The following is a 14,704-nucleotide window of genomic DNA, read 5'->3' on the forward strand; positions in this document are numbered from 1 at the left end:
GGGCAGACTACGAGCGTCCGGGGCCGCCGGTGAACCGGTCCCGGTTCCCAGCGGGTCACCGGCGTTATTCATGCGGAATACCAGGAAATCGGTTCCCGGTTGTGGTATCGGGTACACTTCACTGTGAAAGTGCGACCGCACTGTGTTAACCCAGGAGATCCCTCCTGAACGCCCCCCGGAAATCGGCGTGACGCCGCAGCGGTCGCTGATGACATTGAGAGGGCTGGCCCTTCCGCGAGGACCCGGCACGGGGAGTTGTCGGCCCGTGGTCCCGGCAGGACTGCCTTCAACGGAGATTTAGGCAGGCCAAGCTGACGACGTTCCGAGACCTCGGAGTCACACCAGAGATCGCTGACGCCCTCGACACCGAGGGCATCACCACGCCGTTCCCCATCCAGGAGATGGCACTCCCCCTGGCCCTCGCGGGCCAGGACATCATCGGCCAGGCGCGCACCGGCACCGGCAAGACCTACGCCTTCGGCGTGGCGATGCTCCAGCGTGTCGGCAAGCCCAGGAAGAACCGGAAGAAGCCTCGCGGGCTGATCGTCGTACCGACCCGCGAGCTCGCCGTCCAGGTCACCGAGGACCTGGTCACGGCCGCAGGCAAGCTGGGCTCCCGGATCCTCACCGTGTACGGCGGGCGCGCCTACGAACCCCAGATCGAGGCGCTCAAGCAGGGCGTCGACGTCATCGTCGGCACCCCCGGCCGCCTGCTCGACCTGGTCAAGCAGAAGCACCTCGACCTCTCGCAGATCGGCGTGCTCGTCCTGGACGAGGCCGACCGCATGCTCGACCTGGGCTTCCTGCCCGACATCGAGCGGATCATCAAGCTCGTCCCGGCCGAGCGGCAGACGATGCTGTTCTCCGCCACCCTGCCGGGCGAGATCGTCGGCCTGTCCCGGCGCTACCTCAACCGCCCGACCCACGTGCGGGCCGAGAACAACGACGCCGAGGCCGAGGCCACCCCGCAGACCACGCAGTTCGTCTGGCGCACGCACCGGATGGACAAGATCGAGATCCTCGGCCGCCTCCTCCAGTGCGAGGGCCGCGGGCTCACGATGGTCTTCTGCGAGACCAAGCGCGCCTGCGACCGGGTCGTGGAGGACCTCAAGGAACGCGGCTTCGCCGCCGCCGCCGTCCACGGGGACCTCGGCCAGGGCCAGCGCGAGCAGGCCCTGCGGGCCTTCCGCAACGGCAAGATCGACGTCCTGGTCGCGACCGACGTCGCGGCGCGCGGCATCGACGTCGACGACGTCACCCACGTCGTCAACTACGACTGCCCGCAGGACGAGAAGGCGTACGTGCACCGGATCGGCCGCACCGGCCGCGCCGGCCGCACCGGCGTGGCGGTGACCTTCGTGGAGTGGGAGGACCTCACCCGCTGGAAGGTCATCAACAACGCGCTCTCGCTGGACTTCGCCGAGCCCGTCGAGAGCTACTCGACCTCGCCGCACATCTACAGCGCCCTGGGCATCCCCGAGGGCACCAAGGGTGTGCTGCCGCGCGCCAACCGCTCCCGCGCCGGCCTGGCGGCCGAGGAGGTCGAAGACCTCGGCGAGACCGGCCGCACCCGTTCGCGCACGCCCCGCAAGGGCCGCGACGAGGAGCGGGAGGAGCGCCGCGAGCGTCCCGCCCGCACCCCGCGCGAGCGCCGCCGCACGCGCGGCGGCCGGAACGGCGCGGAGGCCTCGGAGACGGCGGTCCCGGAGACGGTCGCCGTCGAAGAGGCCGCAGCGCCGGTCGAGGTCGCGGACGTCCCGAGTCCCGCCGTCGAGCTCCCTCAGGTGGAGGCAGATGTGGCACCGCACGACGGTGAGTCCGCGCCCCGGCGCGGCCGCACCCGCAGGACCGGGCGGAGCCCGGAGACCGCTCCCGTCGAGCCGGTGGCCGCCGAGGACCTCGACGCCCCCGACCCGGACGTCGAGGAGCCGGCGCCCGCGCCCCAGCAGCAGCGCCCCGAGCCAGAGAAGATCATTCCGCCGAGCCCGTTCGCGGTGATCTTCAAGTCTCCCGACCTGGCGACGGACGACGACGAGATCGCCCCCTCGGCGGCCTCCGAGCGCGTCCAGAACCGCCGCCGCCCGGCGGCCCGGGGCCAGCAGCGGGGACCCCGCCGCGGCAACCAGCCGTAACCGCGGGGGAGGGGCTCCGGGCATCCCGCCCGGTGTCCCTCCCCCGTCGGCCGCGGCCGTCCGCGGAGGCGGCAGGCCATCCCGACCAGAGAGGTATCGTGGTCTCACGTGAGTACGCCGCGTTTTCTGACCCTGCCTCCTGGTGTCCGCCCCATCTCGGTCGACACGGCGGCGGGCACGTTCGCCGCACTGGAGGCGATGCCCGTCAGCGGCATCCCGGAGCGCTGGCCCGCCCTGCTGGTCCCCGGTCTCACGGGCAGCAAGGAGGACTTCATCTCCGTCCTCCAGACGCTCGCCCAGTCGGGCCGCCGGGTCATCGCGATCGACATGCGCGGCCAGTTCGAGACGGACGGCCCGGATGACCCCGCCGCCTACACCTGCGCGGCGCTCGGCAACGACATCGACCTGCTGGCGCAGACGGTCGGCGGCGACGAGCCCCTCCACCTGGTCGGCCACTCCTTCGGCGGACTGGTCACCCGGGAGGCGGTCATCGACGGCCGCACCAAGTTCGCCTCCTACACGCTGATGAGCTCGGGCCCGGGCGCGATCGTCGGCCCGCGCGAGCGCTTCGGCCGCGCCATGCTCACCGAACTGCCCGAGTTCGGCCTGGAGCACCTGTGGCACAACCGGATGGAGCCGGAGGCGCTGGCCGCCGGGGTGCCCGACGAGATCGTCGCGTTCCTGCGCAAGCGGCTGTTCTCCAATTCGCCGGTGGGCATGACCACCATGACCCGGCAGGTGCTCTCCGCGCCCGACCGCTGCGGGGACCTCGCCCAGGTCGGCGTGGCCACCCTGGTCCTGTACGGCGAGCACGACGACGGCTGGCCCCCGCACCTGCAGGCCGAGATGGCGCACCGGCTGGACGCCGAGTGCGTGGTCGTCCCCGGCGCGGCGCACTCCCCCGCCGTGGAGGCCCCTGAGACCACGGCCGCCGCCCTCGTCCGGTTCTGGAACGCCGCCGAGGCCCGGCTGCTGAGCTGACCGCCCCGGCGGTACGGTTCCCCGCCACGGGGACGGCATTTCCCGGCGTTCCCCGGCGGTCACGGTGGAACACACGTCACGGGACGGTTCCCTGACCGCGGAGGCAGCGCTGCCAGCGACCGCCAGGCCGACCGCTACCTCGCCGAGCAGCGCCGCAGTGCCGGCTACCTCGTCCCCGGCCGCCGGAGAGCGCCCGACAGGATGAAGCGAGTCGCACCGCGGTCGCCGGTTCCAGGACCGGGGTGACGTGCACGGGCGGCCCCATGAGGAGCCGCCGCCTGCTCCGGACGCGCTTCGGCGGGGCTGCTCACCTCACTCGGCCAGAGCACGGCGCAGGGCGGCGCCCAGCTCGGCGATCTGCAGTTGCGACACCTCGGCGGGCAGGGCCTGCGACCCGTGGAAGGTCCCGGCCCACTGGTGCAGCTCGACCGGGACGCCGGCCCGCAGCAGGCGCAGCGCGTACTCGATGGCCTCGTCGCGGAGCGGGTCGAACTCGGCGGTCGCGATGTAGGCGGCGGGCAGGCCGGACAGGTCGTCGGCCCGCGCCGGAGCCGTGTACGGCGTGGCGGGCGCGGAGCCCAGGCAGTGCCGCCACGCCGCGGCGAGCTTGTCGCGGGTCATCCAGGGGGTGTCGGTGAAGGCGAGCTGCGACCAGGTCTGCTGCCGGTCGTCGAGCATGGGCTGATTGAGCAGCTGGAAGCGGATCGGCGGCCCCTGCTCGTCGCGGGCCCGGAGGGCCACTCCGGTCGCGAGGCCCGCACCGGCGCTGTGACCGCCGACGGCGATCCGCCCGGGATCGAAGCCCAGCTCGGCTGCGTTGTCGAATGCCCAGGTCAGGACTGCGTAGGCGTCGTCGGAGGCGGCGGGGGAGGGGTGCTCCGGCGCCAGCCGGTAGCCCACCGAGATCACCACCGCGCCGGAGCCGCCGGCGATCCGGACCGCCTGCCCGTGCTCGGTGTCGAGGTCGCCGAAGACGCCCGCGCCGCCGTGCAGCCAGACCACCGCCCCCTGCGCCTGCGCCGGGCGGTAGATCCTCACCGGCACCGGCGGCCCGGCCGGCACCGTGCGGTCCTCGACCTCCATGCCGGAGGTGTCGGGCACGGGCCTCGGGATGGCGGCGAGCTGCTTGCGGGAGGTGACCGGATCGGTCAGGTCGATGGACGGAAGGAGCGCCAGGAAGGCTTCGAGTTCGGGATCCGTGGAGTCATCCTCACGGCCGGTCCGCGCCGGATCATCCGCCGTCTGTCGGGCGTCCGGCGCCGATGACGCGACGGTCGGCGCCCGTCCCCCGCCCCACGGGGCAACGGCCCGGCGCTCCCTGACGCTCAGGTGCGGGCCCTGCCCGTCGACCGCGGACGGCGGGCCGGAAGGATCCGGGACCCTCAGGAGTCGGCCAGGCCGTCCCAGGGAAGCTTGTCCGGCGCCGCCGCCCGCCCCTCGGGGCAGTGGCGGCGGAAGTCGCACCACGAGCAGAGCGGGCCGGTCCGCGGCGGGAAGAGCGCGTCGATCTCCGGCGGGACCTCCGGCGGCGTGCGGTCCGCGTTCCCCGCCGCGCCCCTGCCCCGGCCCCTGCCCGCGCTCGCGCGCGAGCTCCGTCCCGCCGCCTCCGCCCAGGTCCCGTAGCGCTCGTCGGCTTCGGCGGCCTCGGTCGCGATCTCCTCCGCCCGGCGCAGGTGGCGCTCCAGGGACTCCTCGGTGTGCTCCCACGCCACGACCGAGCCGGTCGGCAGGTGGTGGAGCTCGACCCGCCTGCACGGCAGGTGCAGCATCCGGGAGGAGGCCAGGGCGTAGACGGCCAGCGCCAGCGAGGAGCGGGCGTCGTCCTCGGTCAGCGGGCGGCGGCCGGTCTTGTAGTCGACCACGGCCAGCTCCCCGCCCCTGCGGTCGAGCCGGTCGACGCGGCCGGACAGCGCGAGCACGGAGGTCTTGGTCGCCACGGTCCGCTCGACGCCGACGGGCTCGTCGGCCGGGTCGAGGGTCGCGGTGTAGCGGGCGACCATCGCCCGCGCCCGGTCGAGCCAGGCCGCCGACTGCCCGGCGTCCCGGAACCCGTCACCGATCCACCCCCTGGCCAGCAGCGCCTCCGCCGTCGCGGGGGTGCGCCGGTCGTACGGCTCCCGCCACCAGCCGGCCAGGGCGTTGTGCACGCTCACGCCCACGCTGGTGTGCGCCCACCGCGGCCCCCGCTGCGGCGCGGGCATGTCGAGGTAGCCGAACCGGTAGCGCCGGGGGCAGTCCAGCCAGCCGTTGAGCCGCGACGGCGTGCAGGAGTAGAGCCGCCGCGGGACGCCCTCCAGGGGGAGCTGGTCCATGGAGGGCTAGTCGCGGTCGAGGTTCAGCCGGATCCCCGCGGCGCGCGTCCCATCCTTCAGCGGGCCCTCGTCCTCGTCCTCCGCCTCCGCGGTGCCGCGGGTCAGCGAACCGGACAGCCAGGCGTCGAACCGCGGCTCCAGGTCGCCGATGACGGCCTCCTCGCCGTGCGCGGGCAGCACGCGGGTGCTGTGGCGCAGGGTGAACAGCCGCCCGCCGATCGTGGAGAGCTGGTCGGCCAGCGCGGGGTACTCACCGCCGATCCTGCCCGGGCCGTCGGCCAGGAGCGTCTTGCCGGTGAAGACCGCGTCCAGCTCCTCGCAGTAGAGCGAGATGCCGCCCAGCGTGACCCCGGGGGTCGTCATGACCTCCAGCTCCACGTCGGCGACGGCGAACACGCCCTCGTCCTCCAGCTCGATGTCCGGCCACGTGTCCGGCCAGGTCCGGCGCCACAGCGGCTTGTCCTTGGGGTGCATGGCGACCACGGCCTCGTCGCGCGCGGCCACCTCGATGGCGGCACCGACGTGGTCGGGCAGGCCGTGGGTGCAGATGACGGCGAGCACCTCCCGCTCGCCGACCTGCTCCAGGATCTTCTCCGCGTCGCGCGCGGGGTCGATGACGATGACCTCCTCATCGTCACCCACGATCCAGGTGTTGTTCTCGACCTTGTGCTCGGTGCCGTCGACGTCGACGGCACCCTCGGTCACCACTCGCTCGATACGGGCTGTCACGCTTCAGAACCTTACCGGGAATCCGGAGAAAGCCTCGGCCTTCAGGACTCCGTTGTCTAATTCGGCGTACCTTCGCCGAGTGGATCGTTTCGGGTTCAAGATGCGCTGTCTGCGCCCGGATCCTTCTTGGCCAGGTGGTGAAAAGGAGCCTGTGGTGTCGATGCAGCCACGTCCGTGGCCGGAGATCCCCGAGCTGACCGCGCGGGTGGCGCGGGCGGCCTTCCCCAAGAACGCGATGGCGATGCGGGGATCCGCGACGCGATGGGCCCGTTGTTCGCCGATGCCGAGTTCGCGGGCATGTTCGGCGTCCGAGGGCGTCCGGGCCTGTCTCCCGGGCAGCTGGCGCTGGTGTCGGTGTTGCAGGACGCGGAGAACCTGTCCGATCGGCAGGCCGCCGACGCGGTACGGGGCCGGATCGATTGGAAGTACGCGCTGGGCCTGGAGCTGACCGATCCGGGCTTCGACTTCTCGGTGCTCAGCGGCTTCCGTGCCCGGCTGATCGAGCACGGCCAGGAGGAGCATGTCTTCGAACTGGCCGTGGAACGGCTGAGCGAGCTGGGGTTTCTGCGCGCGGGAGGACGTCAGCGGACCGATTCCACGCAGGTGCTGGCCGCGGTGCGGTCGTTGAACCGGGCGGAGTTCGTCGCAGAGGTGATGCGTTCGGCGTTGAACGCCTTGGCGGTCTGCGAGCCGAGCTGGCTGGCGGCGTGGGCTCCGGCCACCTGGCAGGAACGGTACGGGGAATGGGTGGACGCCTACCGGCTGCCCGACGGTCAGGCGGCACGGACGGAATACCTGCGCCAGGTCGGCGCGGATGGATACCCGCTGCTGAAGCACATCTATGACCGGAGAGTTCCGGCTTGGCTGCGGCAGGTCCCGGCGGTGCAGGTGCTGCGCGAGGCGTGGGTGCAGCAGTACCACCGGACCGATGGGGAGGTGTGTGTGCGGCAGGGTGCGGACCTGCCGCCGGGAAGACTCCGGCTGGCTTCTCCCTATGATCCCGAGGCTCGGTACGGGGTCAAGCGCGGGGCCGACTGGATCGGTTACAAGGTGCACCTGACCGAGACCTGCGAACCGGACGCCCCGCACCTGATCACGCACATGGCGACCACCGACGCCTGGGTGGAGGACTCCCAGCTGACTCCCGTCGTCCATGACGACCTGGCGGCACGTGGCCTGCTACCCGCCGAGCACGCCGTCGACACCGGCTACACCACCGCGCCCCATCTGGTCCGGGCCCGCGACAGGTACGGCATCGACCTGCTGGGGCCGGTCCAGTTCTCCACCAGTCGCCAGGCTCACACGGGCGAGGGATTCGGCCTGGATGCCTTCGCCGTCGACTTCGACCGCCGGCACGCGACCTGCCCGGCAGGCCACACCAGCGGCAGGTGGCGGGAGGAGATCAAACGCGGCGCACCGGTCATCAAGATCGCATTCCGGAAACGCGACTGCGGCCCCTGCCTCCTGCGCCCGCGATGCAGCACCGCCACGATCGGGCTGCGCCAGCTCACCGTTCGCCCCCGCGACCAGCACGAGGCACTGGAACGCGCTCGCCGCGCGCAGCTCACCGATGATTGGAAAGAACGCTACAAGATCCGTGTCGGTATCGAGGGGACCATCTCCCAAGTCGTCCGGGGCGGCATCGAGGGGACCATCTCCCAAGTCGTCCGGGGCGGCATGCGCCGGACCCGCTACCTGGGTCTGAACAAGACTCACCTCGCCAACACGCTGTCTGCAGCCGCGATCAACCTCATCCGCCTGGACGCCTGGCTTACCGAGACGCCCCTCGGAGCAACCCGGACATCGCATTTCACCCAACTCGACCTGGGGCTAACCGCATGATCCACATAATTGGGCAACGGAGTCCTGCCGAGGATGAATGCGGTCCCCGTCAGGGGATGGCCCGCCGCCAGGCGGGCCATCCCGAGCCCGCAGCGCGGAACCCGCAAACGTCCGAAGAGCGGGACTGCTGGTCGATGCAGGTCCTGAGGACGGCCAGCAGGGCTCCACCGCAGGAAGCGGCCACATAGCCCGGAGATCAGAAGCGGCCGTGCGTGATGGCGCGGTTGGTTCGGCCGGTGGACTCCGTGCGCAGGCCTGGCGAGGAGCAGCCCTCCGGCGAGGTGACCGGGTCACCGCCGATGGCCAGGGACGGGGAGCAGGCCAGGAGATGGACAGGGTCGCCTTCGCGATCGAACGCGCACAGCCCAGCCTCGGTCCTGGAGCCACCGCCCACCCCCGATCGTGATCTCTTCCGGCGGTGCAGCCCCGCATCCTCGGCGGCGTTCCGCCTCTCTGCGGGCACGATGCCCTGCCAGGCGGGCGGCGCGGACACCCGGTGTCCGCCGTGCCGTCATTCACCCTCCTCGATCATGACGCGGCCGCTAACGTGTTCGAGTCCACACACGCAAGCGCGGGCGACCGATGGGATGGGGGAGGTGTTTCGCGTGCTGACCGGGCGCAGGTACCGGCTGGAGTTCGACGCCGGGCAGAAATTGACCGCCGAGCGGGTCGCCGCCATGTGCCGGTCGGTGTGGAACACCGCCCTGGAGCAGCGCCGCGCCTACCGCCGCCGGAGCGCGTTCATCGGCTACGCCGAGCAGTGCCGACAACTCGCCGAGGCCAAAAAGGACTTCCCCTGGCTGACCGAGGCCCCGGCTCAGGCGCTGCAGCAGACGCTCAAGGACCTGGACGCGGCGTGCCGGCGGCACGGCACCTGCAAGGTCCGCTGGAAGACCCGGACCCGGTGGCGGCCGTCGTTCCGGTTCCCCACCCCCAAGCAGATCCCGGTCCAGACGATCAACCGCCGGTGGGCACGGGTGTTCCTGCCGAAATTCGGCTGGGTGCGCTTCCGGCTATCGCGGCCGCTGGGCGGGGCGGCGCGCTCGGCGACCGTCTCGCGTGACGGCGCCCACTGGTTCATCGCGTTCCTCGTCGAGGACGGGCAGTCCACCCCGGACGCGCATGCCCGACCCGAGACGGCGGTCGGCGTGGACCGGGGCGTGGTGACGGCCGCCGTCACCAGTGACGGGGAGTTCTTCGACCGCCGCCACGCCACCGCCTGCGGCGTGTCCTCCCCCAAGCCGCCGAAGGAGGGGAAAGCCGATCGGGGCTACCTGTCGCCCGGCGAGACCGAACGGTACCTGCGCCTGCAACGCCGTCTGGCCCGCGCCCGGAAGGGCTCGGCCCGGCGTAGGCGGGTGGTGCGCGCCCTGGGCGCAATCATGGGGCGGGTGCGGCGGAGGCGCGCGGACTTCACCGTCCAGGCCGCGCACCGGCTGACCCGTGATTACGCGCACATCGTGCTGGAGGACCTGAACGTGCGCGCGATGACCGCGTCGGCGTCCGGCACGGCCGAGGCGCCGGGGGTCCGGGTGGCGCAGAAATCCGGCCTGAACCGGGCGATCCTGGACAAGGGCTGGTACGGGCTGGAGGTCGCGGTCCGCTCGGCGGCCCGTTACACCGGCAGCATCGTCAGTACGGTCCCGGCCGCGTACACGTCCCGGACGTGCTCGGCTCCGGCCTGCGGGCGGGTGGATGCGAAGAGCCGCGAGAGCCAAGCGCTCTTCCGTTGCACCGCCTGCGGGCAGGTCGAGCACGCCGATGTGAACGCGGCGAAATGTATCAAGGCCGGAGGACAGGCGGCCGGGCCGGTCGTCTCAGGGCGTGGAGACTTCGGGGTTGCCCGGGTCGGTGAAGCGTCAAGCACCCGTTCCACAGCGCGCGGCGCGCCGCGCGCTGCCGCGTGAGCGGCACGGGAATCCCTGTCCTTTCAGGGCGGGGAGCAGGTCAATGCCTCTGTCGGTTGCGACGCCGCGTGTCACGGCGCCACCCCCAGGAGCGTGCGCATGGCGGTGATGATGAGCTGTACGGCGAGCGCCGAGAGCAGCAGGCCCGCGATGCGGGTGACGAGCTCGATGCCGTTCTCCTTGACGACCCGGACGATGGCCAGCGAGAAGCGCATGAACACCCAGAGCAGGATGTGCACGACCCCGATGGCCAGGGCGAGCGCCAGGATGCCGCCGCTCTTGGCCCCGGCCTGCTGGGCGAAGACGATGGTCGCGACGATCGCCCCCGGGCCGGCGAGCAGGGGCGTGCCGAGGGGGACCAGGGCGACGTTCACGTTGGACTTCATCGTGTTGGCGGGCGGCTCGGTCTCACCGGTGAGCAGCTGGAGGGCGACCAGCAGGAGCAGCAGGCCGCCGGCGATCTGCATGGCCGCCACCTCGACGTGCAGGTAGCCGAGGATCGCCTGCCCGAAGACCGCGAACAGCACGACGAGGCAGAACGCGACGATGGGCGCCTGCCAGGCGATCCGCCTGCGCTCGGCCGTACCGCGGCCGCCGGTGTAGGCGAGGAAGAGCGGGATGATGCCGGGCGGGTCCATGATGACGAACATCGTGACGAACGCCTCGACGAAGAACTGGATGTCGAACACGCGTCCCCCTGGCCGGAGCGGAGGGGGATCGCCTCAATGCTAGTCATCCGGCCCGCGCCGGGACCTGCGGGGTTCCGCGCCCGGCCGGCCCGACGCCGGGGCATGCTCGGACATCAGGGCATGCCGGGGCGCCGAAGCCGGGCGCACGAGGACGCCGCCGGGCGTGCCGGGGCGTCAGGTCTCCCCGACCTCCAGGCGTGGCGAGAAGGCGCCGAAGGGCAGGTCGAACACCTGTCCGTCGTCGCGCAGGTCACGCAGGGAGAGCTCGAAGAGGGCGACCAGGCAGCCCGCGTCGGCGGGCCAGACGACGGCCCACAGCCAGTCGCCCATCGCCTCACCGGCGTAGACCGCCCGGTCGGAGGGGCCGCTCACGCACCAGAGCGCGGCGGGGTGGCCGTTCACGTCGATCTTCGCGTGCGGCGGGCCGTCACCGAACCCCTCCCCCGGGTCGGGGCCGGGCAGCCCGGCGAACCCCGCGCCGAGTCCCACCCCCGGCTCCTCCGCGATGATCAGCAGATCGGCGGGGCCCTGGGTCAGCGAGGGGCCGGACAGCGCGACGACGGTGGCCCGGGTGCCGGTGCGCTCGTCGCCGGCCGCGGCGAACCCGGTGACCAGCCAGCCGGCCGGCAGCGGCCACGGCATCCAGACCGGGACGTGGGCCTCGCGGGTGACGGCCTCCACGGCCGCCTCCGACGGTTGCCGCGGCGGCTGCAGGGGCAGGACGTCGCCGTGCGGGCCGCATCGCCAGGCGCTTGACCAAGCACTCGGCGGGCGAAGCGGGCCGAAACAGCGTGGGCAGGTAGGCGATGCTCTCACGCCTACCCACGGTGCTCTCCTGATGACCGGTCAGTCAAGAGCGCAGTCCGTTATGGAGCCGTAATCTTGTTCAGGTGCGCGTAAATTGTGTGGGGGCGATCATCTCCGATGATTCCCGGCGGCTGCTCCTCGTCCGCCGCGGCCGCCCGCCCGGCGAGGGGCTCTGGTCGGTTCCCGGCGGCCGGGTGGAGCCCGGCGAGTCCGACGCCGAGGCGGTCGTCCGGGAGGTGGCGGAGGAGACCGGGCTGACGGTGTCGGTCGGGCCGCTGGCGGGCACGGTGGACCGCCCCGGCCCGGGAGGCGTGGTCTACGAGATCCGCGACTACCTGGCCGAGGTCGTCGGCGGCGTGCTCGTCCCCGGCGACGACGCCGCCGACGCCCGCTGGTTCGATCTCGGCGAGCTGCCCCGCCTGCCCCTGGTCTCCGGCCTGCTGGACGCCCTCACCGGCTGGGGGGTCATCGGTCCGCCGCCAGGGTCGACCGCCACAGGGTGAGGTGGTCGGCGTCGTAGGTGGTGGACCGGCCCAGGGCCACCACCTGGTCGCCGGAGACCGCGACGGCGCCGAGCCACTGGAGGCCGCCGCCGGCGAGGTGTCCCTGGGTGGGCGTGTGCAGCTGCCAGGACCGCCCGTCCCCTGAGGTCCACACCGCGCTGTCCCCCTCCCCCCGAGCGCCCTGCCGCCCCACCGCCACCACCCCGTCCTGGGTCGCCGCCAGGTCCTGCACGGCGGCCTCATGGTCGGCGGGGAGCCAGACCGTCTCCCACGTCGCCCCGTTGTCCCGGGAGACGGCGCCGAACGCCCGGCTGCCCTCGGCGGTCTCCGCGGCGCCGATCGCGACGGCCTGCCCGCCGTACGTCACCACGTGCCGCAGTCCCGCCGACGTCGCGCCGACCGGCACGACGGGCTTGCGCGCGGTCCAGGTGACGCCGTCGGCGGAGACCCACACCACGCCGGTCTCGTGCCCCGCCGTACCGGAGCCGCCGACGGCCATGTAACCGGACGAGGTGGGCGAGACGTCGTGCAGGCGCACCCCCGCGCCGCCCGCGGGCAGCCCCGCCGCCCGGGTGAAGCGCTTCAGGTCGGCGGAGAACCACAGGACGGGGACGGCGGTGGCCGCACCCCGTTCCTCACCGGCCAGGACGTAGCCGGACGGGCCGGCCGCGACCGCGTGCGGGGCGAGGAAGTCGCGGTCGCCCGCCGGTCTCAGCGCGTCCGCGGCCGGGACCCGGCGCCAGTCGCCGCCGTCGGCGGAGGTGACGAGCAGGGGCTCCGTCGAGGAGGCTCCGCTCATGGCCCCGCCCACCGCCAGCCAGCCCTTCCTGCCGTACGCCACGTCGCCGAGGGCCTGCCGGTGCGCGCCGCCGAGGGTCTCCGCCGGTCCCGCCGCCTGCCATTCCTCCCCGTCCGGACTGCTCCAGATCCCGGCGTCGCCGAAGACCGAGCCGACGGCGACGAACCGGCCCTCCCCCGCGGCCACCCGGGCCGTCTCGCGGGCGGCCCGGACCAGGCCCCGGATCTCGGCCAGGGGGACCGCCTTCGCCTTGCTCCCCTTGGCCGCCGTGATGAGGACGAGCCGGTTGTCCACCTCGGCGGCGCGCTCGTCGCCGCCGACGACGAGCGTGCCGGTGCCGGAGACCGCCAGGGCCCGCAGCGAGCCGGGCAGCCGCCCGAGGTCGGCGGCCCTGGTCCACTCGCGGCCGTCCGCGCTGGTGTGCACGGCGTAGCGTTCCAGGCCCGTCTCGGTGACCGCGGCCACCCCCTCGGGGGAGGAGGTCAGGCGCTTGACGCCCGATCCCTGCGCGTCCAGTCCCGTGATGGCGCCGCAGGCCTCCCACTTCCCGCCGTCCGCCGAGCAGTGGACCCGTACCTCCCCCTTGGCGCTGCGCTGCTGGAGCGGGACCAGGACGAACCCCTTCCGGGCCACGGCGAGCGTGCCCGGCTGCGCGACGACGCCGTCCAGCGCCACTCCGGACGGCAGCCAGGACCTCCCGCCGTCGCCGGAGCGCAGGACGACCGAGCCCGGACCGCCCTGGGCCGGATCGGCCAGCGCGACCACGGCGTCCCCCCGGGCGGCGACCGCCCTGAGGCCGCGGATCCTGTCCGGGGCGCCGATGTCGCGCGTCTCCACCCTGGTCCAGCTCCGCCCGTCGGGCGAGGTCCAGGCGGCGGCGCCCGAGGTGCCGTCGCCGAGGACGGCGGTGCCGACCGCGACGAAGCCGGAGGAGGTCCGGGCCAGGTCCGTGATCCTGTCGCCGCTCGCGAACGCGGTCAGTCCCTCGGCGTCCACCGCGCTCCAGCGGTGGCCGTCGACGCTGCTCCACAGTCCCACGGTGAGCCCCCCGGCGGGCCCTCCGGTGCCGGACGGCTCGTTGCCCGCCGCCAGCCACCGGCCGTCGCCGCCCGCGACCAGCCCGACCGTGGCCGGTCCGCCCTCCTGGCCCGCGAACCCGGTCACCTTCCCCAGCCGCCAGGTCGTGCCGCCGTCCGGCGAGACGAGGAACAGCGGCCGGGGGACGGGGCTGGTGGTGTCGCTGCCGACCGCCACCACGGTCGGCCCCACCGCGGCGATGGCGTTGAGCACCTGGCTGGAACCGTCGCCGCCGCCGTCGACGGGCGAGGCGAAGGTCCCGTCCGCCGGTTGGAAGTCACCGCCCGCCAGGCGCAGTCCCGTGCCCAGCGAGTCGCTCACCCAGCCCCACAGCGCCAGACTCCCGCCGACCGCCGCGGTGAGGACCAGCACCATCACCAGGGGGACGACCAGCCGGCGTCCGCCCCTGCCCCGCCTCGGGCTGGAACGGCGCACGGCCGAGGGCGCGGCGGCCGGCCGGTGGCGTCCTCCGCCCGGTCCGCGCCGGGGCGGCCCCTGGGCCACCAGGAGGTCCGGCCGCGCCGGTCTTCCGGCCGGCGGGCGGCCGACCCGCCGCACGGGCTCGAAGTCGTCCTCCCGCTCTGACGTCCACCCGGCGGGCTCCCCCGACGGCGCGGCAGGCGGCTCGGGCTCCGGTCCGGGCGTCCACCCGGCGGGCTCCTCCCGTGGCGCGGCGGGCGGCTCGGGCTCCGGTCCGGGCACGGGCACGGCCTGGGGCCGCTTTCCCGGGTCGTCCTGCGGGTCGTCCTGAGGTTCGTCCTGCGGCCTCCGGACCCGGCGGGGAGGTCCGGACGCCACCAACCGGTCCGGCCGGTTCGCCGTTCCCCGGAGCGGCCGGGACTCCGCTCCCGGTTCCGGTGCGAGAGGAACCGGCTCGGTTGGAGCGGACGCCACCAGCCTGTCGGGGCGGCCCGCCGCTCTCCCAC

The 14,704-nt window shown here is 73.5% G+C and carries 10 protein-coding genes and 1 pseudogene; 5 read left to right on the plus strand and 6 right to left on the minus strand.

Annotated elements, in window-relative coordinates:
- Nucleotides 1-401: 401 nt before the first annotated feature.
- Together HS048_RS33570 and HS048_RS33575 are read left to right on the plus strand one after the other, a co-directional pair.
- Nucleotides 402-2,132, plus strand: coding sequence for a DEAD/DEAH box helicase (locus tag HS048_RS33570; RefSeq protein WP_196469868.1), 1,731 nt, complete (start codon nucleotides 402-404; stop codon nucleotides 2,130-2,132).
- Between the two features lie 108 nt (nucleotides 2,133-2,240).
- A complete protein-coding gene (locus HS048_RS33575; RefSeq protein ID WP_068901384.1) occupies nucleotides 2,241-3,113 on the plus strand; it encodes an alpha/beta fold hydrolase in 873 nt (290 codons plus the stop codon).
- A 312-nt stretch (nucleotides 3,114-3,425) separates the two neighbouring features.
- Here HS048_RS33575 and HS048_RS33580 read toward each other — a convergent pair whose 3' ends face one another.
- From HS048_RS33580 to HS048_RS33590, 3 genes are all read right to left on the minus strand, one after another.
- Nucleotides 3,426-4,214, minus strand: coding sequence for an alpha/beta hydrolase (locus HS048_RS33580; RefSeq protein ID WP_307832736.1), 789 nt, complete (start codon nucleotides 4,212-4,214; stop codon nucleotides 3,426-3,428).
- 281 nt (nucleotides 4,215-4,495) lie between these two features.
- A complete protein-coding gene (locus tag HS048_RS33585; protein ID WP_068901380.1) occupies nucleotides 4,496-5,425 on the minus strand; it encodes a PD-(D/E)XK nuclease family protein in 930 nt (309 codons plus the stop codon).
- Nucleotides 5,426-5,431: 6 nt separating this feature from the next.
- Nucleotides 5,432-6,154 carry an MBL fold metallo-hydrolase gene (locus HS048_RS33590; RefSeq protein WP_068901378.1) on the minus strand — a complete coding sequence of 241 codons (723 nt, stop codon included), beginning with the start codon at nucleotides 6,152-6,154 and terminating at the stop codon, nucleotides 5,432-5,434.
- Nucleotides 6,155-6,308: 154 nt separating this feature from the next.
- On the opposite strand from HS048_RS33590, the pseudogene HS048_RS33595 reads away from it, so the two are divergent.
- Nucleotides 6,309-7,996 (plus strand): annotated as a pseudogene (locus tag HS048_RS33595) (IS1182 family transposase).
- A gap of 605 nt (nucleotides 7,997-8,601) precedes the next feature.
- Complete coding sequence (locus HS048_RS33600) at nucleotides 8,602-9,903, plus strand: RNA-guided endonuclease TnpB family protein (protein WP_196469869.1); 1,302 nt, start codon at nucleotides 8,602-8,604, stop codon at nucleotides 9,901-9,903.
- 71 nt (nucleotides 9,904-9,974) lie between these two features.
- Here HS048_RS33600 and HS048_RS33605 read toward each other — a convergent pair whose 3' ends face one another.
- Nucleotides 9,975-10,592: a MarC family protein gene (locus tag HS048_RS33605; RefSeq protein WP_068901376.1), complete on the minus strand. Its 618-nt coding sequence runs from the start codon at nucleotides 10,590-10,592 to the stop codon at nucleotides 9,975-9,977.
- Nucleotides 10,593-10,766: 174 nt separating this feature from the next.
- Nucleotides 10,767-11,408, minus strand: coding sequence for a DUF6758 family protein (locus HS048_RS33610; RefSeq protein WP_068901375.1), 642 nt, complete (start codon nucleotides 11,406-11,408; stop codon nucleotides 10,767-10,769).
- Between the two features lie 74 nt (nucleotides 11,409-11,482).
- Between HS048_RS33610 and HS048_RS33615 the strand changes: the two genes are divergently transcribed.
- Nucleotides 11,483-11,902 (plus strand): NUDIX hydrolase, encoded by a 420-nt coding sequence (locus HS048_RS33615; protein WP_068901373.1) that lies wholly within the window; start codon nucleotides 11,483-11,485, stop codon nucleotides 11,900-11,902.
- Here the strand turns inward: HS048_RS33615 and HS048_RS33620 are convergent.
- Complete coding sequence (locus HS048_RS33620; protein WP_196469870.1) at nucleotides 11,865-14,480, minus strand: hypothetical protein; 2,616 nt, start codon at nucleotides 14,478-14,480, stop codon at nucleotides 11,865-11,867. The genes HS048_RS33615 and HS048_RS33620 overlap by 38 nt on opposite strands.
- Nucleotides 14,481-14,704 lie beyond the last annotated feature (224 nt).

The sequence above is a fragment of the Planomonospora sp. ID91781 genome (assembly GCF_015711595.1).
GTDB lineage: Bacteria > Actinomycetota > Actinomycetes > Streptosporangiales > Streptosporangiaceae > Planomonospora > Planomonospora parontospora.